Below are 24,402 nucleotides of genomic sequence, written 5' to 3'. Positions count from 1 at the left end.
TTAAGTACGTAAAAACAGTCATTTGTTTTTTTTATATTTGTTAATAAAGTGGATGAAACCATTTTTGTCAGCAACATCTAAGTAAAACAATAGTGTAATTATTTACCTAGATAGCATTGATTTTACTTGGGAGATATCTCATGTCAGTTTATATTGGTAATTTATCCCATGAAGTGGAAGATAATGATATTAGACAAGTTTTTTTAAAGTATGGAGTAGTTAAAAGAATTTTAGTATCTACAAACCAGAAAACAGGAGAGAAAAGGGGATTCGCGGTTGTAGAAATGGAAACAGATAGTCAAGAGATGGCAGCGATTAGTGCGTTAGTAGGTACTGAGTGGATGGGATATACACTCAAAGTAAATAGAGCTAGAACTGTTGCAGATGCAAGATAAGTATTTAAATTTTATTATTTGGAGTTGTTAATGTTAGACTTAGTTATTAATCCCGTTCAACCCGCCGTGTTAATCACTATTATTGGGGAAACGGTGTTGAAAGACCGTGTTGTAAAGCTACTGAAAAGTCATAATGTAACTGGATATACTATTAACCAAGTACAAGGTGAAGGTGGGCACGGAAGACGCTTGTCAGATTTAGCAGGATATAATACTAATATTGAAATTAAAACAATCGTATCATTAGAAGAATCTGATACCATTCTTGGGGCGCTAAAAGAAGAACGAGGCAACCACGCTTTAATTGCCTACCGACAAAATATAGAAGCATTCTATTAATTATTCTTTTTTCATAAGTTATACTTTTTATTGCTCACTCGTTGCTGCGAGTGATTTTTTTCATACGTATTTGGCGCACAATTATCCAGCATCAATCATAATTTTAACAGGCGCCTCAGCCTTGAGCCTGGGTTTGGGATGGCTTTGAGGAGGAATTTAATATTGCAATAATATAGATTAATATTTTTTGGTGATAGTTATGCGGTAGAATCTAAGGTCTGCAATAAAACAGGTGCTTGCTGACTGGAGACGCTACCTATGGCTCGGATGTATTATGACACAGATGCAAATTTAGACCTTTTAGCTGGAAAAACGATTGCGATAATCGGCTATGGTTCACAAGGTCATGCTCACGCTTTAAACTTAAAAGACAGTGGCATGAATGTAATTGTTGGACTGTATCCGGGTAGTAAGTCAGCAGGGAAGGCTGAAGCAGCAGGTTTGACGGTTAAGAGTGTTTCGGATGCGGCGGCGGCAGCAGACTTTATTATGATACTGTTGCCCGATGAAGTTCAAAAGACTGTTTACAAGGAAGAAATTGAACCAAACCTCAAGGAAGGAAACGTTATCGCTTTTGCTCACGGGTTCAATATTCACTTCGGTCAAGTTGTACCACCATCTAATGTAGATGTTGTCATGGTGGCGCCGAAAGGCCCCGGACATTTAGTTCGTCGTACCTACGAACAAGGACAAGGTGTACCCGCACTGTTTGCTGTGTATCAAAACGCAAGTGGACAAGCACGCGATAGAGCAATGGCATATGCTAAGGGTATAGGTGGAACACGTGCAGGAGTTTTAGAAACAACATTCCGCGAAGAAACCGAAACTGACTTATTTGGTGAACAAGCTGTACTTTGCGGTGGTTTGAGTGCTTTAATCAAAGCTGGTTTTGAAACTTTGGTAGAAGCAGGTTATCAACCTGAACTCGCATACTTTGAGTGTTTGCACGAAGTCAAACTCATTGTTGACTTAGTAGTCGAAGGTGGTTTGGCAACAATGCGCGATAGTATCTCGAATACTGCCGAATATGGAGATTATACTCGCGGCCCGCGTATTGTTAACGACCAGACAAAAGCCGAGATGAAGAAAATTCTCACCGAAATTCAAACCGGACAGTTTGCTCGCGAATTCGTTTTGGAAAACCAATCTGGTAAAGCTGGTTTTACCGCAATGCGTCGCAGAGAAGCAGAACATCCTATTGAAGAAGTAGGCAAAGACCTACGCGCCATGTTTAGCTGGTTGAAAAAAGCCTAATATTTAGTTAGGAGTTAGGAGTTAGGAGTTTTAATTCATAACTCTGTACAGACGCGATTAATCGCGTCTCTACTCATAACTTTGTTATTTGTTCATTTCTTTGATTGCTTCTTGTGTTCGTTTATTTGGGTCTGTTTTTGGGCGCCATGATGGAAACATACCTATAACAATATTGTTTATAGTCGTTCGTGTTTGATAACTGGCTGTACTCAATGGTTTTGGTAAAAAGCTATCTCCAAACCCAACGAATATTAGCATCAGTAAAAACACTAGTGTCATATTGCCTTTGTTAAACATTTTTGACTTAACCTAAGAATGTATTTAATACTTAGTATTCCCCTATTCGCTATATTTATTACAATCTTAAATTGTTTTTTACTTAGAAAAACCCCAAACATTACAAGTACAAGTTAAAAAGAGTTGATGAGAGAATAATAGTATTTTGGGTAGTCTTTCTTGACTCGATGCTCTAAGTGTTGGGCTATTTTTCGATTCTGTTTAGCATCTGCAATTAAATGGGTAAAACCAACTCGTGCTGCATTTTCGGGAATCAAAGCATCATCTAGACTGGGAAACAAACATTTTACACGAATATCTTTGTACGGAGATTTTGTTTGGTGTTGATGGTAGCTAACGCAACAACCAAGTAAATATTGTTCAAATAATATATTTCTTTCGGTATCTGGATGTAGAATTAACCAAGCAAGTTGGTTAGATAGATGTTCAACAAACTTTATTGCCAAACTTGCATAGTAGCGAATAAAATCTACTGCATGACCACCAAATATACCGCAATTGTATGCAGTTTGTAACAACCCATAACTGCGTTGCCATATCCATTCTTCAGGTAACCAACCGTTTATTTGGCTAATAGCTGTTTCCATTGCTTCTGGGTCATACCAGGAATTACCAACAGTAAAATATTCAGGATTTTGTGCCAAAAGAGGTGCGGATACCATTTCGGAAGGTAATGGTTTCCAGAGAAACACATCACTATCTATATGAATAAAAGGTTCGGTTTGGGCGCCATAAGTGTAAACTTTACCTAATGCCCACAATCTAGGGTCGCTATTTTCTAAAGCATCTAGCTCTGTAGATACTTGTGTAAATTCTAAACCTAATTTATCAACAAGCATCCGCGCACCTTGACTATCGGTAAATAACGCTGTTTCAGGGTAATGTTTTTTTGCTGTTTCTACTGATAAAATCCATGCCAGCAAATGATGTTTATCACTTACCCATATAGATTTTTTATTTTCTCTTAACGGTTTTGTCCATAAAGACCAAACAGCTTTCACTCAAACCAAACCTCCAATTTTAGTCAAAAATTATCTACTGTAGGTTAGCATCAGTCCAAATCAAATCAGAACCTATTCCTGTTGTAGAACCAATGTAGTAATAGCTACTAGCTAATGGGTAGAACTGGCGCCTACAATCTTCTGCTCCTTCTTTACTTGCAATTACTGCTAGAGGTGCATAGTGATGTTCGACACCATGAGGAGGTAGAGCTAGAGGTTTGCCATCAGCTGATTTACGCCATTCTACATCACCTGTAGCTGTCCGCGCTGGAATTAGCCAATAATCACCCGTGCGATAATTTTCTCCGAATTCTGACTGTTTAAATTTAATTTGCACACCATCTTCTAAAGTAAACCAGTCTGTTGTTGCTTCGTCGATTGGTACGGCGCCGTTAATCAACTTTAACCCACTTTTTTCGTTTTGTTCCCAGCGTCGGAGGAAGGGATGTTTGCCGATATTTTGGGTGAGCGTACATTCTGATGATTCTTCCCTTGTCAATGTCACCAAAAAATCTTCTGGTTCAATTTTGTCTACTTTCCACAGGGGTTTTGCTAATTGATTCAAGGAAATATAATCATCAACGATTTCTACCCAACCCTTTTCAACTAAACCAAAACGGCAATCATGCCACCAATGTTTTAATTTTAGAGTGATTGTTGTACCTGTTATCTCAACACCGTTATCCACATCAATGGGAAAAACAACCGAACTGTTCTCCCGCGACCACTTAAAAGTTGGTTTACCAGTACTATCTGCGTGAATTTCCACACGATAAAGTTGATTTTCTTTATCTCGGTAGCGAGTATCAGGTTTAATTGAACAAGTTTCATTTTGCTCTATAGTTTCCTTTGCCTTTGCTGCTAAAAGTCCGCGATTTTTGGATTGCCACTTTTCTAATAATTCTTTCCAATCAACATCAGTACATTTTGCAGCGTCTTTGTCTAATTTTTCAACTTTCACTTGCCAGATAACTTGGGAACGGGTTGCTGTATCTGCACCTACCAAAGCTACTTCCCGAATTTCCTCATCTTGGATGTAAGTAATGTGACGTTCCCAGACATCAAGAAAAACCAAAAAAGGTAAATCGGGTAGCTTGTCTTGGTCTGGATTAAGTGGACAATTAGGCTGTTTGTAATATTTTATGTAAGGCAATTCATAGCCATTTTCATCAATTTTATGATTTTCACAAAGAATACCGTTGACGTAGTAATTCCCAGTACTGATTTGAAAATCTAAAATATTGTTATTTTTAACATCTTCCTGAGTATCAAAAGTGATTTTAAATCCCGAACGTCTTACTGGTCCTCCGTGGGGGCCAATTAAGTCCTCTGCTAAAGTTTGCAGGTAATGTAAAAGTATAGCAACTTGTTCATTCCAGTCTGCATCAACTTGTACCCTTCCTTGCTGCATTAATACTCGTAAAAAATGTTTTTGGGGGTCAAAACTATCGCGAGTAAAATCGCCTCTAAATTCACCTGACATATATTTATCCTCATATGATTTTGGATTTTGGATTTTGGATTTTGAAATTTTAATTATTCAATTAGCATAAATAATTCCTGTTTCCATATCAGATGGAGTATATTCATCTAAACGTGCGCGTAAATTTGCCTCTCTTTGAGGTTGATAGAGGTGATGAAAAACACCCATTTCTGATTCATCATCAGCACCACGTTTAATTTCTTCAGGGCAGGTGTTAGCAAGCTGACAATAAGTGGGAGTACTGTAGCGAGTACTTTTGAACTGAGGACGGACGCGCTCACTTTCCACTTGCTTTAAATCTTCACTTACTGCTTGTTGAACTAAATCTGGTTGACAGTTATAGCGTTGGGGTGTGCGAGAACCAGGGGTAACATAACAAAAGCGCATACACCCGGACTGACGACGCGCGACAGTAATGCAACCGTTAAAGATAGAATTTTCTGCGAATTTAATACTATGAGTCAGGATTTTGCCAAATACAGTACTGCGATAAATTGATAGTTTTGCATGAGCTACAGCACATCCGGGTGCATCTATTGCTTCCTGCTCGGTGTGAGTCGCATCAACAATACTGTCACTGATGTGAATAGTGATGGGGTCAGTTTGTACCTCATCTTGATGCACTTGAATGGAACCGATAATGCTGTGGGTAATTTCTACTTGTCCCTTCAGGTTATATAATTCTAAACTTGGTTCAGCAGGACGTTTGGGTTCGCAATCACATTGTAGCGACCAACCAGGAACAAGAGTCGAATGGCGGATAGTAACTTTGACTGGACTCAGTATCTCTGTGTATGTAGGGGTAGTAGATACGAGGAAATCAGGCATTTCTCGCTGAATTCGCACCCCTCGACCAACGATTAATAAACCATCTAAACTGAAGCGACTTCCTGATTGTAGAGTAACAAGTAAGGAATCAGTAGTTTCAGCTTGATAGTCTAGTAAGCGAATTATTGGACGTTTGTAGTTTGCCGCGCGAATTTGTAAGGTTTGATTAGCTTGGAGACACAAATTAAAGCACTCAGTGTAAACGCTACTATCGGTAATTTCAATCACTGCTTGACGATATTTTGCTTCGTCAGGATTGGTTTGATAATCTGACTGCCAGCGGTCGAAAGCGTCGTTGATACGAGTGAATTCTTCCTGTTTTCCTACTCGGTAAAGTGTATAAATAATTGGTTGTAATAGTATCCTGTTATACTCACCACCGCCAATATCTGCACTAAAAGCATATTGATAAGAAACCCAAACTCCTGCTTTCGGTAACTGACGAGAAGGAAAGACAATTCTCCCTAAAACCGGGTCAACTGCTACCATATCTTGAGGGGGTTGATATTGCCATTCACTCAGGTCTTCAGGAATAATTTTATCGTAAGGAATTGGGCGCCAGGTAAAGGAGGTTCCTGCTGGAGTTCCTAAAAAAATTTGAAAGCTCTTGTTTTCTCCATAGTAAAGACTTTCACCTGTTTTTTCATATCTTTGTTTATCTATTTCCAGAACACGACGACGCAAGGGAACGGGTAAATTTATTTCAAGAGCGATGTGGGTTGGTTCTGTTTCAGGTTGAGGAAGATTATAAAGTGGTGTATCATTGCCTAAAACGCTGAACGTGTAGCAATTTGGTCTAACTTCTTCTAAACAGTAAGCAGGTGTTCTGGTGACGGAATAGGTTTTTAGGCGCCAGATAAAAACTCCCACATGTGGAATATTATAGCGTCCTGGGTCGTAGGGCGATTGAATACGACGTATATCTACAGTATGGGCAATTTCATTAAAGGGACTATTTAACCTTTCCAAAATATCACTTTGACGTAAATCTACCCTTCTACCTTGCCCAAGTTGTAAATGATTAAGGTGCTGTGTCCAACCCAATAGCTTGTAAAATTCAACTGCCCGCGCGTACCAGCCAGCAACATCATTTGCAAGTAATTCTAATAATGTGAGAGTTCCTTTACGTCGTCGATTACGAATGGTATTAGCAAGTTCTCGTCGCGGAATTAATATTTTATTGCGTTGTTGTCCTTGAGGGGTGTTTATATCTCCCGGTTCACCAGCTTCGTGGACTGGTTTATAAGCAATTAAATCACCAATATAGGGAACAACCCAATCTTGGCAGGTTTCAATAAACCAGTTTTCATAAAGTTGAGAAATGTCTGACTCTACTATATTGACTTGTTCGGAGATTATCCGTAATAAGTCTCGTAGAGCATAGTCTTTTTCTGCATCGCTTTGACGGTATATTACGGGTAAAAGGTTGTATAAGTAGTCTTCTATAGTGTTCATAAGTAAAAAGAATTAAATAAATAATTACAGCGGGTTAAGAATTAGAGTTAGAGGTTGAGAAGGAGTTAATATTGCAATTTGGGCTGGTTGGATTTTTTGCTTCACCCTAGCTAGATTAACAGTAATCCTCTTTCGCGGTTGGGTTTCTGTTGATGAATTATTGTTTTCTCTATTGTTTTCTCTGGGGTAAACTTTTCCTTGGGCTAAAGCTTGAAATATTTGTGTTAGTATATTTGGATTTGCTGCTTCTGTTTCAGATACAGTATCCAAAATATCTAAATCAACAAAGTCAACTCCTGCAACTTTTTGAATTGTGCTAATTACTTCACTTAACGTAATATCTTGTCCTAGTTCTCGCTGTTCAAAACTAAAGGTATCTAGTAATGTTTGTCTTATTTGTGGTTCTACTGCCTCCCATTGATAATCGGGTAAAATTTTGACTTTAGCGCTAATGATAATTACCATTAGTTCTCTGAGTTCCAGCTGTATTGGCTGGTCAGAGGCGCCATATAGACGTAGCGCTTGATACAAATTACGATATAAATCTGATTGTTTATCGATTGGTATGTCATCTACCCCAGCAATAGTCAGGTGAACTAACCTGCGACGACCATCCGATAACAGCATGGCGCCTGCTTTAGCGATACCAGCAAAAGTGCGGGCAAAGTCTGCATAGTCTTGTACAGATACCAAACGGTCTAAAGCCATTACTGCTAAAGGTGCATTTTTACGCGCTTGGTCACGACTTTCCCGGTCGGCGCCTCCGGTAGCAGGTAGGGGGTTAATAACACTTCTTAGTCCCAAAGGTCGTGATGCTAGCAAACTAATTTGCTCTGCTTTGACATTACCAACTTTACCGATACCACTACGGTACACTGCTCTGATATTTTCTACACCTGTAGGTAAACGGGCGCCGTTTTCTCCGTTACCAAATATAACCGTAGTTTTACTGTCATCACCAGTTTTAGTAATGTACGCGCGTTCCGTTGGCTTAAGTCCTGCAAGGCTATCTTTTTCGTGCCAGAGAATGTCATTGACACGCACTTCTAAAGTACTTTTGGCGCCAGCAGGTATAGGAGCAGCAACATAAGTAAGAGGTGATTGTCGCAGAGAAAATTCTTGGAACGCTTTGCTACCATCACCACTTCCTAACGCTTCCGTGCGGGTTTCACCATGAGTAGCTTTAACGACATTACCGTAGATGGTGACGGTATCCCGTTTGTATTCGTAACTAAGGGAATTTTTTAATTGTATAAAAGTATGGGTTATATCTCCCGGTCTTTCTTGTTCAATATCTTTAAACTTAGTTACCGCGCGTTGCTTAACTCCCAACAGCATGACTAACTCACTCGCTTTAACACCCGTAGTTTCCCCAAGGTCAGCGCGTTCTCCAGATACAATTAACCATCTTCCTGGTTGTAATCCTTCATAAAGTTGGCTAAGTTCAACTTCGCTTCCTTTAACGGGTTCTTCTATAGGGTTGATAACCTCGAATGCAAGTTTTAATTCTTCACTTTGAGCATAGACCGTGGTTTGACGAATTACATCTAAAGTTAAGTCATTATCCTCTAACCATCGGTCTTGTAAAGTTAATTGTGTAACTTTAGCTGAAATACCATAGTCAGCTTTAGTGATAGTTTCTATTTTCTCGACTTGGGTAATAATTTGGCTATTAGGACGCTGAATAACGACCCAACTCCTCGGTAGGATTTGGTCATATTGAGCATCAAGGGGCAAAATACGTTTTTCAGTATCCGATAGAGGAATAGTTAATTCTTCTGAAACAGAGACTTGCTCATTCTCTCTTATACCTCTGGTATTTGAAATAGTAATTTTGCGTCCATCGTCGCTTGTGTATCTCAATGTTTGCCCTGATGTAATAATGTGTTGTGGGTCTGTTGCTATTTGCACACCCCAACCAACTTCTTGCTGAGTAATCGTAACGGTATGTTCTACTGGTGTAATAATTTGTAATCTTACTCCTACATCTTGTGGGAATTCTTCACTACCATCTGTTAATAAAGTTGGCACAACACTTAACCCAGGTGCGTTGATTTGCTCCCCTCTTATCATCGCTTGTCGATTTATGAAGAGACTCTGATTTCCTGTTTTTTGTTGTACAGAGACAGTAGCAAGTGCAAAAACATTATCGCTGTTGTTAATCAAGACATTAATTGCCAGCTTTATAATTGGTGCAATTGCCCACTCTTCATAACCTAAAATTCTCCCCCGTTCATCATAAACTGGTTTCAAGGGAGAATTGGCGCCAAAAGGTGCTGCTTTTACCCGTAATGCTTGGGTACTTTGTAAAGATGATTTATTTGTAACAGGAGTATTTTGCCAAGCAGTATATAATGTATCTTTTAGTTGAGGTTTAAGAGTTTTTAATAATTGTGGTGCAATATCTGACTCACATTTATAAGTATCTTTCAAAGATAAACCCAACCTTGAAGCGTTAGCAGGTGGAATCGAAGCAGGTTTAAGTAGATTATTTAATAAACCTTCATCTGCTGTACCTAGTTTATCAAAGGGACATTGTTGTTTTTCTCTGCTTGGATTAGAAGAAGATAGATTTATTTTATCATCGGTTGTTATAGTTTCTGGCTCTGTTTGTAACTCTACTTTAGTACGATTTTCTATAGCTTGGGGTTCCACTTTTTTCACATGACGAAAAATTTGCATCCCCTGAATATTAGAAAATATAAATAATAGTGGGTCATTCGGTTTAAGATTAGTTGTAATACCCTGAAAGTAAAGTTTATCTATATCTTTAGCATTCGACAGTTCAATATAATGAGGTCGTGTTAATCTTGGTTGCAAATTATTCCACTCAGTACGACCTTCGATAGTTTCCGCTATTTCAAAAAATTGCGGCATTTCCCCCGAAGCTGGTAGACTTTGAATTCTCGTACCTACGGGTATTTGCGTATCTTTGTTATATCCTATTTCCATTGTAAAAGCAGGATAGACTGTAGCAGCGACACCAGGACGCAAACTATAACCAACTAACCTTGCTAACTCCAATACAGAACGTCTTTCTGTTGCTGTCCGTAAATAACCCTCATTAGCTATACGTTCTTGATAAAAGGTTAAAACATCCGCTACCGTTGCCCAAGCATCTAGAAAAGCAATAGATGAATCATTAGCATTTCGAGTTTTCAACTTAGCAAGAGCAGGATATTTACTATTAGAAACACCAGCTTTCATAGTTTCGAGAAAGGTGCTGTGGGTACCAACTCGATACATTAAAGCATTTAAACCAGGACGGTTGACAGTGGAAATCGGAGTGATTGCTTCGACTCCTTCGCAACATCCACAATTTTCATTCATCATGTCCTAGTCCTCCCGTTATTTTGGATTTTATATTGTCTAAAGGGCGGGTTTATAAATATCCTAAAGCTGTATTTAATATATCGTTAACCCGCCCTTACAAAGTCTTATCTTCCACCATGTAGGCTTAATTTAAATTGACCATTTTCTGGAAAATTTGGGTCATTATCTAACCGCGCGATTTCCATAGAACTTAGAGGTAAAATACCATTGTCGAGTTCTCCATTATCGAGTTCATATAAACGTTGCAGTTTTGTTACTACTACATTTTCTACACCTGTTACTGTTTGCGCTGTCGCAACTAATTTACTCAAAGCTATACCTGTACCAAAAGTCAGATTATCTGGATGGAAAAAACCACGGCGCCCATCTGGTAAAATCCTATTGCTAAATAAGTTCAACAATGCTGCTTTCACATGTCCTCGCAAAAAGTCTGGCTGAACACATACAGTCATCTCAATATCCAAAGGAACGTAAATAGCTTGTTTTACTACCACATCATGACCAATACGACGGTAACGATATAAATGTTGAGAAATAGCAGCTAATAATTCATTGTTATTGGTTTCTTCTCCTAAAGGGTCAACTACTACCAACACCTTATCCCAACTACCTGTCCAGCGTAAGGTTGCAGCTGCTCTTTGCACTGTATCTGAAAAATCGCGCATAACTATATCCGCATAATCCTGTGCTGTTATTGCCCTTTGCAACTCCTTACGGAAGGTACTGGGTGCAAATAATTTTACTTCTGATAACGGTTCGGGTTGTGTACCTCCTTTTGCTGGTAAAGGGTTATGGGGAGTTATACCAGTGATTGCATTCTGACGAAATACGATATGGGCAATGGTATCTGCACCGATGTTTCCAGCTATACCATTACCAATGCGGTATATTGCAGAGAAATTACTTCCAGCTACTGGCATTTGTCCGAGTTCTCCATTGCCAAAACGCAAATGAGCATAACCTTCATTGTCCACTTCCACAACAAAATGCTTGTCTTGACTATTACTTCCTAATAAATCTAGTTGAGGAGTCCAAGACCATGATGGGTAATTACTGATTAATTTGGTAATTTGTGGTAGAGCTTTTCTAGGTTTTTGTGTGAGTAAACTAGTGGCAGGCGCCTGATGTAGGTCTTGCTTGGAAAGCGGTTGGCGAAAGGTTAAAGGTGCATATTTGAGAGAGGGGTAAAAAGAAGCAGCTACTGCTGTTACATCTGCGGGTTGATTTTCCCCCTCACAGGGCATTATTTCTGTTTTTGCAGCTACTACACCCAAATTCTCTGTTACTGTGCGTCCGTGGTCTACAAGGATGACATTACCGCGCGCTACGCTAATATTCTCGATTAATTGGCATTCTGGCGCCAACCCAATCGCTGAAATACACAGAGGAAAAGGCAATGCATCTGCTGTTGCCCAAGTAATTTCTACAATAGGAGTGGGCATGTCTTGAGTAACATTATTTACGTTTACTCTATAGACTTCATCTACACCATGTTTAACGCTAATTAGTCTAACTGCATGACGATGGTTAATATCAGCATCTGCTTGGTTTCCGGTTTTGGCGCCTTTTACCTCTGTAAAAATGAGAATATCGCCAGGTTTCAATTGTAACTTCCGTTCTAAATTAGGAGGTTTGGGAGCATCATCATCACATTTATCTTGTTTAGTAGGAGTATTAGTAGAGGAAATCCATTCATCTAATAGAGTTGCGCTAGTTGCACCCTTAGGTAAACAACATTCGCGATTACCCCATGTATAGAAATGAATTTCGTTATGTTTTTTATATAATTCGATATTCGCTTGTGACTCTTTAACAATAGGCTCAAAAACTTCGTACTTTTTACTGTCAATATTTCTCAGGTCATCTATTTTTAAAACTGGGTTTGAAACAGGTAAATCCTGATAAGTAGTAATAAAATATATGTCTTTGAGATTTATGCTAGTATCAATTTTTGTTTCTAACCAAACCCAAGTTCTGGCATTACAACCCTCATGCATCGGGTAGTCAACTAATCGCACATGGCGCCGCACTGAGATACGTTGACGAGCGGTATCTAAATATGCTTCGGTAGCAACAGCATCTTGGTAGTAGCTGAGATAGTCTCCAACATAAGCTAAAAGTTCCACTAAAGTAATACCCAAGTCGGGAACATGCCGTGATTGCCAATTGGGCATAATTAACGCCAAACGGTCTAAAATTAATTGGCGGAAACTGGCATAATCTTTGGCTAAATAATTAATCTCCGGTTCAGTCCGTTCTTTCCCAGGACAAATATGTGCTGATTTACAATCTAAGTCACTGGGACAATTAACTTTAAAACTGAAATTTAGGTAAGAATAATGGGGGTCAATCCCTTCCAACCCAATTAAGCGCAGAGTATAGGTAGAAAAATCGCCATACTTATCAACCCGCACTCGCAAATAACTATCTAAAGTCGGGTCTTTCTGATGTTCTAACTCGACATCAATTACTTGGATATCTCGGATGCGCTGACCACCTTCAATTCGGATATTCTCCTTGGTAATATTTTCTGGTAAGGCGCCAATGAAATATACATACAGATAAAATTGGTCATCGCTAACTTCTAAATAATCCAATCCGTTCAGGTTTCGTTTGCGGACTTCGTGGCGCCGTTGTTCGTTTGTACAACTGTAGAGACGCGATTTATCGCGTCTATACATATCGCGTCTGTACAAAGAATTGTTCATCATACACCGCTCCTGGCAAATATTTCTGTACGCTGTTCCCCAGTGCGTTTGACTACATATTCTAAAAATACCTGCAAGCGAGAATCCTCACTAATAACTTCCAACCCTTGCACATCAATCAAATCACCCAACCACTGTTGCAATGCTGCTTGCATAGTAAATTGTAAAGTTGCAGCTAACTCCGCACTATTAGGAGCAAAAACTAATTGCAGCAAACCGCTACCAAAATCGGGACGGTTTACCCTTTCCCCAGGATTGGTAAATAATAACAGCTTAATCATGTTTCGGATATGGTCGTCCGAGTCGGTAGTTGCTGTTCGACCGAGATTATCAAAGTGGAAGGGAAAATCTATGTTCATATTGCATTTACCCTTGTTTGCGTAGCACCAATAATTAAAGGTGTACCAGTGGGAAGACAGACTGCTTGGCTATCTAATAACAAAACAGGCATTCCCATCGAAGTCACTCGAATAGAAGCAGTCACCCACTGGGCAGTAACACAAGGACCATTACCATTAGGAGGTGGGGGTAAAGCACAACCGACTACCGTATAGGGGTTAGGTTGAGTGACAATTGGTTGACCGTTTACGGTGACTCTAGGGCTAACAACTGTAGGTTGTGCCTGTCCCCCATGACTACATAAAACACTTGCACCGAGATGTAGTATAAAACCTGGCATGTATTAGTTAAATCTCCTCTAAGTAACTATCAAAGCACCGCTATTAATGTTGGTGACTCCAGTGAGGTTAATCGCGGCGCCATTAATTGTCACCTTTGGCGCCGTAATTGTCACACCTGTAGCATCGATAGTGATAGACGAGGCGCCGCTCATTAGCATAATTCCTGGTGCTAACATTGGGGGTATTGGCACATCACTAATTACCAAGGCTTGTTGAGTAGGAGTTTGCATGATAATTACAGGCATACCAGGAGTACTTAAATTCGCAATCGCTGGTATTTCTGCGGCAGAACCCCACCAATAACCAACCCAAATAGGATAATCAGGGTCGCCATTTTCAAACTCCACCCACACACCTGCTTGTATCGGGGGTATTAAATACATCCCCATTTGCAAACCACCAAGGGGAACACAAGGCTTTGCCCAGGTGGAGGGGGAAAGACTGCCCACATCTGGAACTAGTACCTGTAATCGTCCCTGCTTCAAGGGGTCAATATTATTGACTACAGTTCCTTGGAATTTGCCGTAAAATTTTCTACCACTATCTGTCATACACTCACCCGCTCAATAGATGATTTCACACCACCTCGCACTAAGGAAAAGCTTTGTTTGTATTCACCTCGCTTGATATTATGAGTAACACTTTTGACTTGGTATAAACCGTCATAATAATTACTTCCTCCCCGCACAGACACCAATTGTCTAGCTTTCAAAATACGTCCGTAACGCAACACGTCTAACTGACCACTACTGCTAATAGCATCGGGTGTTGCCATCAATGCACCTAAAATTTTCAGCGCAGCTTCTCCTAAACCATTCCTAGCAATATCTTCCAACCTGGCACTTTTCAAATTTGGGGGTGTTTGTTGTGCTAGAGGCGACTTCAAAATACTGATTTCAGGAATTGGTACTGGAATTGGTATACGGCTGTTTTGTTCCAGAATGATGGCCAAGTACTGCCTAGCTGCTAAACCATCGTAGGAAAAGCTCAAGGATTCCACGTTGTCATCAGCATCCATATTAATACTCAATGCTGGCTGAGGAGTAGTAAATTTACTGTATTCTGGTCCCCAATAAGCAATACTCATTCCCGGTTCGGGTCCAGGTTCTAAGTAAAAAATGTGACCACTAGCTTGTCCTAAAGCATTGATGTAATTAAAGTCAGTACCTTGTTGTTTGCGGAATCTCTCCAGAGGATTTTGAATAGCAATAATACTAGTGGGAATCACCAGAGGAGCTACACCAAAAACAGCATATTTTGCCAAAATTAGAGCCACAATCGTAAATAATGGCATTGCTGGATAGGGAATGTCCGTCAGGTCAATAAAATCCATGATGGCACTTAAATCCAACCCTGTAACTGTAAGGGTTGATTGTCCTGGTTGGTTGCTGGGGGTGACATCTTGTTTAGTAATAATGCCATCCATCAACACTTGGGGTGTACCATGCACTGTCGCAATGATAATTACTCTAGTTCTAGGGTCAAAATACCCTGATTGCAATAAATTGTTAAAGGGTGATTGTTTTCCCAGAGTAAATTTCATTTGAAAACCGCTTTGACTACCAACGCTATTTGTCACCTGTATTTCAGTTATGGCTTCAATCACAGCTTGAGATACTGGTGAGGGGTTGAATAAAGACCCCATGCGAATCGATAGATATAAACCACGGTTCATAACATTGGGCCAGATAAACCTGCTGGCATGGTAATTCGTAATTTACGATTTATAGTTTGAGTTAGTTCATTAGGATTCATGGCATTATTTGCATCAGCAACTCGCCAGAACTGTTCAGGGTCGCCCAGATATTGGGCTGTGATATTATCTAAGCGTTCGCCCTCCGTCACTGTATGTTCTTGTAATAAAGAAAACTGCTCTGGAGGTGGTATAAACCGTCGTCTCAGATAAACAATAGTTTTGTCAGTACCCGTTTTCAGGGTGGCTGTATTTAAACCGTAATAACGGCTTGTAATTGGAAAAAGATTGGTTTTTAAAGCATCTGGTTGCAATAAATTCTGCATTGCCATAGCTTGCATTGTGTCCATCATGGAATACCTTTAATTCCTAAAGAACTAAATGTGCCCGCACGCGCGCGTGTAACAAATTGTTCTTTTTGACGGTGATACACCATAAATAAATTGCTGCCTTTGTGGTTAAACCCTAAGTCATTAGAGTTTAACACCCGCATTCCTAAACTCACCTTAGCGCGAATTGGATTAAGAGAAGTATCAAAAGCTTCCTCTGTAATACTGAATTCTGTTAATCGTACAGGTAAAATACGATTCTGACTCCAGACGAACAGACTAAGGAAAGTTTCTATTGGGGACACTTCTAGAATTCCCGAACGTGCCTGACGATGGTTATTTTGAATCTGATTGCTATCAGGATAAATAATCATTTCCAAGGCTGCTAGTTGGGGGAAAATACCAGATTCAGCCGTGGTGGAATTTTGGTCGGGGAATTCTAGCTGGTCAGTTGCATCAATTTCTGCATCCAGCTTAATTGTCTCAATTGGGGGTCCTTTCAACCGTAGCGCTTCTTGGCGGTCACCACTTTCATTCCCTACTCCCTGCACTTGTAATGTGCGACTAAGGGTGTCGGGGTTATATTGCATTACGATAATGCGTTGCACTACAGCAGTATTGGGGTTAATTAAGACAATGCCACCTTTAAGTAGCCTGGGTGAACCTGGGAAGGTAGTCATGGCTAGGGGCTTTGCCTACGAATACTTTATATTTTTTGACTGCGGAAAAACTTGATCAGAACAGCTTTGGAACTTTGGCTAAAAGTGTATAAAAGCAATCATCTGTTGATGTTTTTTTATTGTATCACTTTACCGAGGAAATACTGATTACTTTAGGTTTCTTAACATAACATTTAAGGTAGATTTTGTTTCTGCTATTGTTCGCATAACGATTGGTTTCTTTTTAGAGACTAAATTAATATTATTTAGCCAAGCACAAAAAAATACTCTTATTCTGTTTTGGCTCTAGTATCTCCTTTACGGACACGTTCCTCGTTTTCCAGTTCTCGTAAAATCCTTTGAATATGCTCGTATTGCTCTCGATAGCGTCTTTGGTCATCCGGTGGCATTTGGCGATACTCATCCAATGCACCGACATTGGGTTGTCTAATATTTTGAAGGGTTTGACCTCGACTTAGCGGGCGCAAGCCAGACACGTTAGCTGTCACCGTCCAATAGAGAGCTAAAAATTCGCGTGTATGTGAATTCTGGATAGGTTCCTGACTTTGTTCGGTTGTTCTGGAACTAAAAGGGTCTGCAATCCCGCCAATGACACCACCTAAGACAGCACCACCAGCTAATCCTAGCCCTATGGCAAGGGGGCTAAGGCTTGCACCTGCCGCCGCTGCAACGCCAAGACCAATTCCTCCAAGTGCTGCGCCTCCAAGAATTCCTACCCCAATGCCAAGTAAAGTACTACCTACAGTTCTTCCACCACTCTGTTGTTGGCTTACAGGCGCCCGCTGCACGACATGTTGCAGTTCGTGTCCGATAGTGCGTGCCCTTTGGTCAAAGCGTTCGCGGAAGCGGTTAAAAAAGCGAGAACCAATCTTGATCGTTTGAGGCTGCCGTAGAGGTGCAAAACCCGTTTCTGCGTCCTGGGGACTCTCATAATTAAAATCCGGATCGTATTCAATTCTAGCGAGTGTATCTGGTCGTTCATAATAAGTTTCTATTATTAGCTCCAATGCACGTTGGCGATTTGCTGGGTCTTCAGATTCACCCAGTCGGATTATCTCTTCCCTACGAGAATCTGCAATTTGTCGCTGGATAGCTGTTGCTGCCGAAGCTAAAGAGAGTTGTATCTGCTGACCTCCTGCAATCGCTTGGCTTGCTTGGTCTGCTTCTGCTTCTAACGAGGCATTATCAGAGATGGCTAACTCCAAATTGCTGACGGTGTTACTATCCTCTTGCTGCAACACATGCACTAGTTCGTGAGCCAACAGTTGCTGTCCTGAGTTGCTCTCTGGTGCATATTGTTGGCTCCTAAACATAATATCTTGTCCTACAGTGTAAGCTAATGCATTTACCGCTGTTGCTGACTCTGCTGCCTTTGCGTCTGTATGTACCCGTACCTGGCTAAAGTCGCGGTTAAAATGGGATTCCATCTCAACACGAGTATTAGCATCGAGAGGCTGACCGGGCGATTGCAACACTTCATGGACAATTTGCGGAACTTGTGAAGGTTTATCCCGACTAGTTGCACGGCGCTGGAGATTCAATTGTCTTTTTTGACAATCGGTATGATTTGATATTTTCAGGCTACGCTGCCCGCAGTTAGCAGATTTGCATTGGAGTAATCCTGTAGAAACAGAGATATCAGGATTTAAGGTGGTTTGGACTAGCGTGCGCTCAGTCATAAAAGTAACTCTCTACTGAATTTAAGTATAATTTAAATAATTTGAATTCATTCATCTAATGCTGCATCAACTTGTTGACGCTCAGGGGGAGTAAGCCGTTGTCGCAGCTGTTCGAGCAAGCGAGCAAAGAGTGTTGTAAATTGTTGTCGCACAAAACGAGTGGCGTTGCGTATAGCAGTTAAGATGACCATCAAGTTAATTACAGCACGGCGCAACTCTATGCGAATCAATCGGGCAAGTTCAAACACAGGCGCCAATTGGACATATCGAGTAATTCTTGGTCGAAACGAGCGATCGCTGCTTTGTGCTTCTTCACGGGTAGGGTCGGTATCCAGCAAACTATCGGGATTATAGGTATAGCGAGGAGCCGTAACAGCAACTCGACGGTTACGTCCTAACTGTCCGGTCTGCATTTGCTCTCGTACTTCTCCTAGTGTCAGTCGAGTAAAGGTTGTGTTTTCTGTATCTGGGTCGGCTTCCATCGTATCCAACCATTCATCCAATAACAGGGGTCGTTCTGCCAGCGATGGATCAAGTACAGTTTCTAACAGTCCTCTTTGCGGGTCACGAACTTTAATAATTGGCGCCACATGCCAAGCCCAAGTTACACCAGGAGTTTGACTTGGTGGTGAATCCTGTCCATAATCAGTTTCTGCTCGTAGGGGTAGCGAACCAGCTAGAGCAAATACTTTTTCGGAAGCATACCCCATTTCTGTTAACAACTCTTCCATACGGTGGGCACGGGCATAGCAGCCATCGGGTGGATAATGGAACGGTATAGGGGCTGAACCATCGTTTGTTAGAATGTTAGCCTGGGCAAGAGCTTGAAAGATTTGCAGCGCCGCTTCGGGTGAAATTTCTTCGGTTTCCGGACGCTCTACTAATTGATTGCGATGTAGCCAACCTTCTTGATTCAGAAATGTTCCAACAGTGACACGAACCTTGACCCATTGCTCGTTGTGGGAATTAAATGGACGATTTCTGCCGTCATCGGTAATTACAACCCGCGTTCCTTGGGGGAGTGTACCAACTATTTCTGGGGTGGTACTTGCTGGGTCTCGAATTAGTTGAATGTTAGCAGCATTGGTTTCTAAGTGAATTCTTGGACGCTCTCGTCCTAAAAAATAGGCAAGTAACCCTAAACCCACTACTCCAGCTGCTACCCCTAAGCCAACTCCAATTCCCTCCGCAAGTGAAAGTCTTTGAATAACAGCTTCTGATACATCGCTTGAAATTTCGCGAAGTGACTCATGCGTTTGCCCTGTCACTGCATCAGCCATCCGATTTGCCTCCGCTTCTTGGGAGCTATCAGACTGGGCAAGGTGCAATTTTGCTGTCGAGGCGCCTTGTGTAATATGCTGTTGCTGTGAAACATGAGTTAACTCATGTGCCAAAATTTGCTGCCCTACAAAAGTTTTCGGAGCGTACTGTCCTGTGTTAAAAACTACATTTTGCCCAACCGTGTAAGCTAGTGCATTAATAGCTTGAGCAGATTCTGCGGCTTGATCATTTGTATGAACTCGCACCGAACTAAAATCTTGACCAAAGCGAGATTCCATGAAGGTACGGCTTTCAGAGTCTAGAGATTGACCGGGGGAGGAAAGCACTTTATGCACAATTGGCGGTACTTCAGCAACTTCATCCCTATCAACAGAACGCCGTTGTAACAGTCCTTTATTAACAGAGGTTAAGGAAGCTTTTTCGGCTTGGGTTTGGGTGAGTGTTTGCATCATTTTGAGGTTGGGGAGTGAGAGTTTATTGGCTATGGGGGTATCAAAAAAAGACTGCTTAGTACTAGGGTTGAGCAGCGCTAAAAACCCGCAAAGCTCGCTGGGAGTTGCTTCTCCGTCGCGTAAACACTGCCTGAACCGCTGGATTGTTGCGTGGCAGGAGGTTCCCCGCACCATCTAAAACAGCCCCTGGAACCTCAAAGCGGTAAACAACTTCATCACTCGCATCGTTCAACGAGACACCAGCTCTCGTTAAAACGTTATAGACACCAGCGTAGGTAGATTGGAGTTCGGTGACCAAATAATCGACTTGAGCATCCATGTTGAAGAGGATAGCCGCACCCTGTTGTCGTCCTTGAAAGGTATGTTGAAAGAGCCGCTCACGCCGATTAGGAGAAGTCCATTGGGCAAGACCTATTCCAGGAAGCCGTGGTCCTTGTCGCGCCGCATGATCACGATTCATCACTTGTTCTGCGGTAAAGTCGGTTGATCGTCCAGCAAAGTTTGGAGCTGTCATTGGCATATTTATATGGCTCCCCTCAATCCGGCTTGGAAGTACACCCGACTCCGACCACAGATTCCCAACTAAACCTGCTGCACCGTTTTCCGGGAAATGATAGGTATTTACGAGAAGCGCCATGACATGTCGCATCCTTTGATCCGGATCGACACTAGCCCAGTTGATGATTGGACCTCTTGCGGTTACATGTTGCACAAGTTGCTGCACACGGGGGTCAGCTCTTGTAACCTCCGAGATCACGCATAGAAGCGGGTCTTCTCTGGGACTGTCTAAAATGAGTGAGGAAAGCGCTCGACTGCAAAAGATCGCATCAGCAACCATCAATGCATTGTGAGCAGGGTCTTCAGTCAACGAATCAATACCAACTTCTCCATAACTTTGCCACATCTCTACAAGTTGCCATTCTGCATCAGTCAATGGTTCAGTAAACTGGTTTAATGGGCGCGCGGGCTGTTCTTTGCGTTGAATTACGGAAACACGATTGTACTGTGAGGGACTTCGTGTTCCTTGACGCTGCTGAACTACATGGGTTAGTTCATGAGCTAGCAGTTGTTTTCCTGTAGCGGTACTCGGTTGATACTGTCCCCGTCTAAACACAATGTTGCGATCAACTGTGTAAGCTAACGCATTCAATGCCCGTGCTGATTTGTCCGCTTGATCGTCGGTATACACCAGTACTTGGCTGAAGTCATAGCCAGGGTCTGTGAAGGGACTCTTGTTAGAAAATACAGAAGATTGCACAATTCGTTCAGCAGTACGATCTGCTTCGCTTTCAGAAGCATTATGGGCAGAACCGATTGCTAGACTTGTTTGAGCGATCGATGCTGGCTGAGTCTGTAAACGCACTCCGCTAAAGTCTTGACTAAAGCGGGATTCCATAAAAGTTCGAGTTGCAAGATCGAGAGGTTGCCCAGATGCCTGAAGGACTTCATGGACAATCGGCGGAACTTCAGAGAGTGCTTCCTGATGGGTGGCACGGCGTTGAAGGCGCTTTTTTTGACAGTCGTTACACTGACCACCCGCGATCGTATGCTGCCTGCACGTCTCGCATTTCCTCTGCAAAATCCCACCCTGAGAAAGCGGTGATGTTGTCGGTGTATGCTGCGCTACCGTCTGCTTGCTCATGACCCCATCCCCCGATATACAGCACGGGCTATCTGCTGCCCCATCTCCGTGTAATTACTAGTATCAGCAATTTCCATACTATCAGCATTAACACGAGGCACGGCGCCACCTTCTACTAAATTGGGGGCTAACCCACCAACAGCCAAAAGGCGCCCTAATTCCACCTCCACTGCTGTCTGTAACAAAGGTCGCTGGGCATGAGGAACAGATACTCCATCTAAAATTAACCGCTCAATTTGCACATTAATATTCATATACTGCTCCTAAGATGCCTGTTCTCTTCTGCGAATTTGTTCCAAAACTTTCCGCAAATCACCTATGGCATAAGCCCAGTTGTGACATTTAAAGCTTCTGAGGTCGATAATTGGTGTTTGACATTGGTAGCAAGCTAAATCAGCAATTGCACGCGGCGCCTCAACATTAATATATTTCCTTGTTCCTAAAATCACTTTTGCTAGCATTTCTTTGCTATGCACCTGAGTCAGCGCTGAACCTACGATATCCAACCAGTTTGTTTCCCGACCGCAGTTAGGGCAACATCTGGTATCTCCACTTACCCACAATGGGGCGCCAATAGTTTTTGGATCCATTCCCAACAAACATTCAATTTCTCTGACATCTTCATCAGATGTAACCCATTTTTCTTTTCCCGGTAAAGAAGCTGGGGAATCGTAAACTTGTCGAAAAACTTCTTCGCTGACTGCAAAAGTTGTCAAGGATTGAGATTCTTCTGATTCATGGTTAGCTGTCATTTTTTTATCTCCTAATTTTCAAATAATAAGAAGGGTGAGTTACCTAGGCGCCCCCACTGGTTCTGAATAGCGAAAATCTATTTCATTAATTGGTCTATCTAACTTGCGAAACTCTGCCCGCGCGCTTTGCAAAACTAAAGGCATTGTTACCCCTGTCCCTTTCTGTGCTGCTAAAAAAGCAGCATTTAGTGCAATGTTATGAATGCTACCTCCTGTTAAATTTAATCTTGCTAACCGAGCAAAATCTAAGTTTTCTGTCGGCACTTCTTTAGGAAACACCTTTTGCCATATTTTCTGTCGTTCGCTGGGGTTAGGAAATTGGAAGTTAACGATAAACCGCAGGCGCCTTACAAAAGCATTGTCTAAAGCATTTCGCATATTAGTTGCTAGTATCGCTAAACCCCGAAAAGCTTCCATTCGTTGTAATAAATAGTTGATTTCAATATTGGCATAGCGGTCATGGGAATCTTTGACCTCGCTGCGTTTACCAAATAAAGCATCAGCTTCATCAAAAAAGAGTATTGCCCCACCGTCTTCTGCTGCATCAAATAGGCGCCGCAGGTTTTTCTCAGTTTCTCCGATATATTTACTTACTACTGCCGATAAATCAATTCGGTATAGATTCAAACGTAGCTCATTAGCAATTACCTCAGCTGCCATTGTTTTACCCGTGCCGCTTTCCCCTGCAAATAAAGCGCTAATACCCAAACCACGATTCATGCGGTTTTCAAATCCCCATTCTTGGTAAACTTTACTACGCTGTTTTACTTGGTCGGCAATTTGCTGCAACAAGCTGGTTTCTTCTGAAGGTAAAACGATATTTTCCCAGGTAGCTTTGGAATTTATACGCTGTGCCAAAATATCTAATTGGGGACGGGTATGTGCTAAACAAGTAGACCAAAGTTGGTTGTATAGGTTATTATTTGGTGTATTTAGTACAGTTTGAGTAATTTGGTAAATTGTGGGTAAGTTAAGGTTAAACTGGCTGGCTATTTGGGCTGGAATCTCACCCGCCATTTTGCCTAATGCTCTTTCCCAAAGCTGCTTTTGTTCATCGGGAGTAGGTTTATCAATATCTATCGGAATGGTTGAACGAGCATTATTAAAGTGAATTTCTCGACTACTAAGAAATAATAAGCTGTTGATGCGATTTAAGAAACGGTAAAGGTGAGCGTTTTGTGCTTCTGTTGAGGTGGTGATTTCTTGAGCATCTAGGTAAAGGATAATTGGTAAAAGTAAACTTTCCCTTTCCCAGAGACGAATAAATGTTTCTAAATCGGCGCCAGTAGTAGGTAATAATTCTATTGATAAACGATAAACAAATAAACCTATACTTTGCGCCGCTTGTTGTGCTACAAGTTGCTTACTAGCTGAGTCTGAACCGAGAAGTTGAATAACTAAAGGAGTTTGATAGGGTTGTAAATTTGAGGTTATCGCCTCTACTGCTTTTTGATGCGACAGTGGTAATTGATACTCTGTATTTTTACTATCTAATGGTGAAACTAGCGAAACTAATCGGTCATCTAAGTAATTTAATCCTTTAAGGTAATTAAGAATGCGTTCATCTATCCGTAATGAGCTAGTAGTCAGAGGTTGGGCGCCAGGTTGGTTAATTTCTAGCAGGCGCCAGTAGCGCAGTGGACGTTCTGGTGAAAGTATATCCCAGGAAGCATCTTCAAAAAGAGTAAAAGCAAGGGCAAAGGTAGGATAATTTTGATGGGGATTGTCTTGAGCGCGCGCACAGAGGGCGCCGATACTGGTATCTAATTCGATTGCGGCACATAGCAATAAAAGTTTTTGCTCAAAAGGTGATAGTCCAAGACGTTGGCTCAAAATTACCATTGCTGGAGGTGGTGATAAGGTTTCCGCACGAGACATTTCTCTGGCAGCAGCAGCAATTTTTTCATCTGTAATTAGATTATTGCCAGGAGGTAAGGCAGGTAAGAAATTACGTCCAAGGAAGCGATGTTTTGTTGGTAATGTTTCTATGCATGTCTCTTTTTCTTGTTCTATTTTTTGTACCTGTCTTTTAAGGCATAAGCGTAACCATGTCAATGCTTTTGACAAGTATTGTTCGTTGTTATGTTGCCATTGTTCTAGGTTATTCATAGTTCAAAATCG

Annotated in this window: 21 protein-coding genes; 3 read left to right on the top strand and 18 right to left on the bottom strand. The window is 41.4% G+C overall.

All coding sequences use genetic code 11. The features are described 5' to 3' along the window. The first annotated feature begins 140 nt into the window (after nucleotides 1–140). The 3 genes from DSM106972_RS30410 to ilvC all read left to right on the top strand — a co-directional run bounded on the left by DSM106972_RS30410 (nucleotide 141) and on the right by ilvC (nucleotide 1,988). Complete coding sequence (locus tag DSM106972_RS30410) at nucleotides 141–395, top strand: RNA recognition motif domain-containing protein (protein ID WP_019490550.1); 255 nt, start codon at nucleotides 141–143, stop codon at nucleotides 393–395. Nucleotides 396–425: 30 nt separating this feature from the next. Beyond that, nucleotides 426–734, top strand: coding sequence for a P-II family nitrogen regulator (locus DSM106972_RS30405; protein WP_127084188.1), 309 nt, complete (start codon nucleotides 426–428; stop codon nucleotides 732–734). A 258-nt stretch (nucleotides 735–992) separates the two neighbouring features. After that, nucleotides 993–1,988 carry a ketol-acid reductoisomerase gene (gene ilvC, locus DSM106972_RS30400; protein ID WP_127084187.1) on the top strand — a complete coding sequence of 332 codons (996 nt, stop codon included), beginning with the start codon at nucleotides 993–995 and terminating at the stop codon, nucleotides 1,986–1,988. 84 nt (nucleotides 1,989–2,072) lie between these two features. Here ilvC and DSM106972_RS30395 read toward each other — a convergent pair whose 3' ends face one another. From DSM106972_RS30395 to DSM106972_RS30310, 18 genes are all read right to left on the bottom strand, one after another. After that, nucleotides 2,073–2,285, bottom strand: coding sequence for a hypothetical protein (locus tag DSM106972_RS30395; protein ID WP_127084186.1), 213 nt, complete (start codon nucleotides 2,283–2,285; stop codon nucleotides 2,073–2,075). A 113-nt stretch (nucleotides 2,286–2,398) separates the two neighbouring features. Beyond that, nucleotides 2,399–3,286, bottom strand: a complete 888-nt coding sequence (locus DSM106972_RS30390; protein ID WP_127084185.1) for a DUF6734 family protein — start codon at nucleotides 3,284–3,286, stop codon at nucleotides 2,399–2,401. 34 nt (nucleotides 3,287–3,320) lie between these two features. Then, a complete protein-coding gene (locus DSM106972_RS30385; RefSeq protein WP_127084184.1) occupies nucleotides 3,321–4,769 on the bottom strand; it encodes a DUF6519 domain-containing protein in 1,449 nt (482 codons plus the stop codon). 57 nt (nucleotides 4,770–4,826) lie between these two features. Beyond that, nucleotides 4,827–7,052, bottom strand: a complete 2,226-nt coding sequence (locus tag DSM106972_RS30380; RefSeq protein ID WP_127084183.1) for a hypothetical protein — start codon at nucleotides 7,050–7,052, stop codon at nucleotides 4,827–4,829. Between the two features lie 24 nt (nucleotides 7,053–7,076). Further along, nucleotides 7,077–10,385, bottom strand: coding sequence for a putative baseplate assembly protein (locus DSM106972_RS30375; RefSeq protein WP_233787170.1), 3,309 nt, complete (start codon nucleotides 10,383–10,385; stop codon nucleotides 7,077–7,079). Between the two features lie 104 nt (nucleotides 10,386–10,489). Beyond that, complete coding sequence (locus DSM106972_RS30370; protein ID WP_233787171.1) at nucleotides 10,490–13,096, bottom strand: putative baseplate assembly protein; 2,607 nt, start codon at nucleotides 13,094–13,096, stop codon at nucleotides 10,490–10,492. Next, complete coding sequence (locus tag DSM106972_RS30365) at nucleotides 13,093–13,452, bottom strand: GPW/gp25 family protein (RefSeq protein WP_127084182.1); 360 nt, start codon at nucleotides 13,450–13,452, stop codon at nucleotides 13,093–13,095. The genes DSM106972_RS30370 and DSM106972_RS30365 overlap by 4 nt, the downstream gene beginning before the upstream one ends. Then, on the bottom strand, nucleotides 13,449–13,772 hold the full coding sequence (locus DSM106972_RS30360; protein ID WP_073619013.1) for a hypothetical protein: 324 nt from the start codon (nucleotides 13,770–13,772) through the stop codon (nucleotides 13,449–13,451). The genes DSM106972_RS30365 and DSM106972_RS30360 overlap by 4 nt, the downstream gene beginning before the upstream one ends. Nucleotides 13,773–13,790: 18 nt before the next feature. Next, a complete protein-coding gene (locus DSM106972_RS30355) occupies nucleotides 13,791–14,324 on the bottom strand; it encodes a phage baseplate assembly protein V (protein WP_127084181.1) in 534 nt (177 codons plus the stop codon). Beyond that, complete coding sequence (locus tag DSM106972_RS30350) at nucleotides 14,321–15,448, bottom strand: hypothetical protein (protein ID WP_127084180.1); 1,128 nt, start codon at nucleotides 15,446–15,448, stop codon at nucleotides 14,321–14,323. Before DSM106972_RS30350 ends, DSM106972_RS30355 begins: the two co-directional genes overlap by 4 nt. Further along, on the bottom strand, nucleotides 15,445–15,819 hold the full coding sequence (locus tag DSM106972_RS30345; RefSeq protein WP_127084179.1) for a LysM peptidoglycan-binding domain-containing protein: 375 nt from the start codon (nucleotides 15,817–15,819) through the stop codon (nucleotides 15,445–15,447). The genes DSM106972_RS30350 and DSM106972_RS30345 overlap by 4 nt, the downstream gene beginning before the upstream one ends. Further along, entirely contained in the window at nucleotides 15,816–16,475 is a 660-nt protein-coding gene (locus DSM106972_RS30340; RefSeq protein WP_127084178.1) for a hypothetical protein, read from the bottom strand. Before DSM106972_RS30340 ends, DSM106972_RS30345 begins: the two co-directional genes overlap by 4 nt. A gap of 269 nt (nucleotides 16,476–16,744) precedes the next feature. Beyond that, a complete protein-coding gene (locus DSM106972_RS30335) occupies nucleotides 16,745–18,154 on the bottom strand; it encodes an eCIS core domain-containing protein (protein ID WP_127084177.1) in 1,410 nt (469 codons plus the stop codon). Between the two features lie 47 nt (nucleotides 18,155–18,201). Continuing rightward, entirely contained in the window at nucleotides 18,202–19,887 is a 1,686-nt protein-coding gene (locus DSM106972_RS30330) for an eCIS core domain-containing protein (RefSeq protein ID WP_186538437.1), read from the bottom strand. Between the two features lie 61 nt (nucleotides 19,888–19,948). Next, the gene (locus tag DSM106972_RS30325; RefSeq protein ID WP_158632899.1) at nucleotides 19,949–21,529 is read right to left on the bottom strand and encodes a phage tail tip lysozyme; all 1,581 of its coding nucleotides are present in this window, start codon (nucleotides 21,527–21,529) and stop codon (nucleotides 19,949–19,951) included. Next, nucleotides 21,526–21,783 (bottom strand): hypothetical protein, encoded by a 258-nt coding sequence (locus DSM106972_RS30320; protein WP_127084175.1) that lies wholly within the window; start codon nucleotides 21,781–21,783, stop codon nucleotides 21,526–21,528. The genes DSM106972_RS30325 and DSM106972_RS30320 overlap by 4 nt, the downstream gene beginning before the upstream one ends. 9 nt (nucleotides 21,784–21,792) lie before the next feature. Further along, entirely contained in the window at nucleotides 21,793–22,281 is a 489-nt protein-coding gene (locus DSM106972_RS30315; protein ID WP_201800804.1) for a DUF8243 domain-containing protein, read from the bottom strand. Nucleotides 22,282–22,320: 39 nt separating this feature from the next. Then, nucleotides 22,321–24,390 carry an ATP-binding protein gene (locus DSM106972_RS30310; RefSeq protein ID WP_127084174.1) on the bottom strand — a complete coding sequence of 690 codons (2,070 nt, stop codon included), beginning with the start codon at nucleotides 24,388–24,390 and terminating at the stop codon, nucleotides 22,321–22,323. Nucleotides 24,391–24,402 lie beyond the last annotated feature (12 nt).

The organism is Dulcicalothrix desertica PCC 7102 (assembly GCF_003991905.1).
Classification (GTDB): domain Bacteria; phylum Cyanobacteriota; class Cyanobacteriia; order Cyanobacteriales; family Nostocaceae; genus Dulcicalothrix; species Dulcicalothrix desertica.
This window is presented reverse-complemented; position numbering and strand designations above follow the sequence as displayed.

Bases quoted from the DNA above. Each gene is read 5' to 3' on its own strand.
- DSM106972_RS30410 (WP_019490550.1), top strand. From the start codon at position 141: ATGTCAGTTTATATTGGTAATTTATCCCATGAAGTGGAAGATAATGAT.
- DSM106972_RS30405 (WP_127084188.1), top strand. From the start codon at position 426: ATGTTAGACTTAGTTATTAATCCCGTTCAACCCGCCGTGTTAATCACT.
- ilvC (WP_127084187.1), top strand. From the start codon at position 993: ATGGCTCGGATGTATTATGACACAGATGCAAATTTAGACCTTTTAGCT.
- DSM106972_RS30395 (WP_127084186.1), bottom strand. From the start codon at position 2,285: ATGTTTAACAAAGGCAATATGACACTAGTGTTTTTACTGATGCTAATA.
- DSM106972_RS30385 (WP_127084184.1), bottom strand. From the start codon at position 4,769: ATGTCAGGTGAATTTAGAGGCGATTTTACTCGCGATAGTTTTGACCCC.
- DSM106972_RS30380 (WP_127084183.1), bottom strand. From the start codon at position 7,052: ATGAACACTATAGAAGACTACTTATACAACCTTTTACCCGTAATATAC.
- DSM106972_RS30375 (WP_233787170.1), bottom strand. From the start codon at position 10,385: ATGATGAATGAAAATTGTGGATGTTGCGAAGGAGTCGAAGCAATCACT.
- DSM106972_RS30370 (WP_233787171.1), bottom strand. From the start codon at position 13,096: ATGATGAACAATTCTTTGTACAGACGCGATATGTATAGACGCGATAAA.
- DSM106972_RS30365 (WP_127084182.1), bottom strand. From the start codon at position 13,452: ATGAACATAGATTTTCCCTTCCACTTTGATAATCTCGGTCGAACAGCA.
- DSM106972_RS30360 (WP_073619013.1), bottom strand. From the start codon at position 13,772: ATGCCAGGTTTTATACTACATCTCGGTGCAAGTGTTTTATGTAGTCAT.
- DSM106972_RS30355 (WP_127084181.1), bottom strand. From the start codon at position 14,324: ATGACAGATAGTGGTAGAAAATTTTACGGCAAATTCCAAGGAACTGTA.
- DSM106972_RS30350 (WP_127084180.1), bottom strand. From the start codon at position 15,448: ATGAACCGTGGTTTATATCTATCGATTCGCATGGGGTCTTTATTCAAC.
- DSM106972_RS30345 (WP_127084179.1), bottom strand. From the start codon at position 15,819: ATGATGGACACAATGCAAGCTATGGCAATGCAGAATTTATTGCAACCA.
- DSM106972_RS30340 (WP_127084178.1), bottom strand. From the start codon at position 16,475: ATGACTACCTTCCCAGGTTCACCCAGGCTACTTAAAGGTGGCATTGTC.
- DSM106972_RS30335 (WP_127084177.1), bottom strand. From the start codon at position 18,154: ATGACTGAGCGCACGCTAGTCCAAACCACCTTAAATCCTGATATCTCT.
- DSM106972_RS30330 (WP_186538437.1), bottom strand. From the start codon at position 19,887: ATGATGCAAACACTCACCCAAACCCAAGCCGAAAAAGCTTCCTTAACC.
- DSM106972_RS30325 (WP_158632899.1), bottom strand. From the start codon at position 21,529: ATGAGCAAGCAGACGGTAGCGCAGCATACACCGACAACATCACCGCTT.
- DSM106972_RS30320 (WP_127084175.1), bottom strand. From the start codon at position 21,783: ATGAATATTAATGTGCAAATTGAGCGGTTAATTTTAGATGGAGTATCT.
- DSM106972_RS30315 (WP_201800804.1), bottom strand. From the start codon at position 22,281: ATGACAGCTAACCATGAATCAGAAGAATCTCAATCCTTGACAACTTTT.
- DSM106972_RS30310 (WP_127084174.1), bottom strand. From the start codon at position 24,390: ATGAATAACCTAGAACAATGGCAACATAACAACGAACAATACTTGTCA.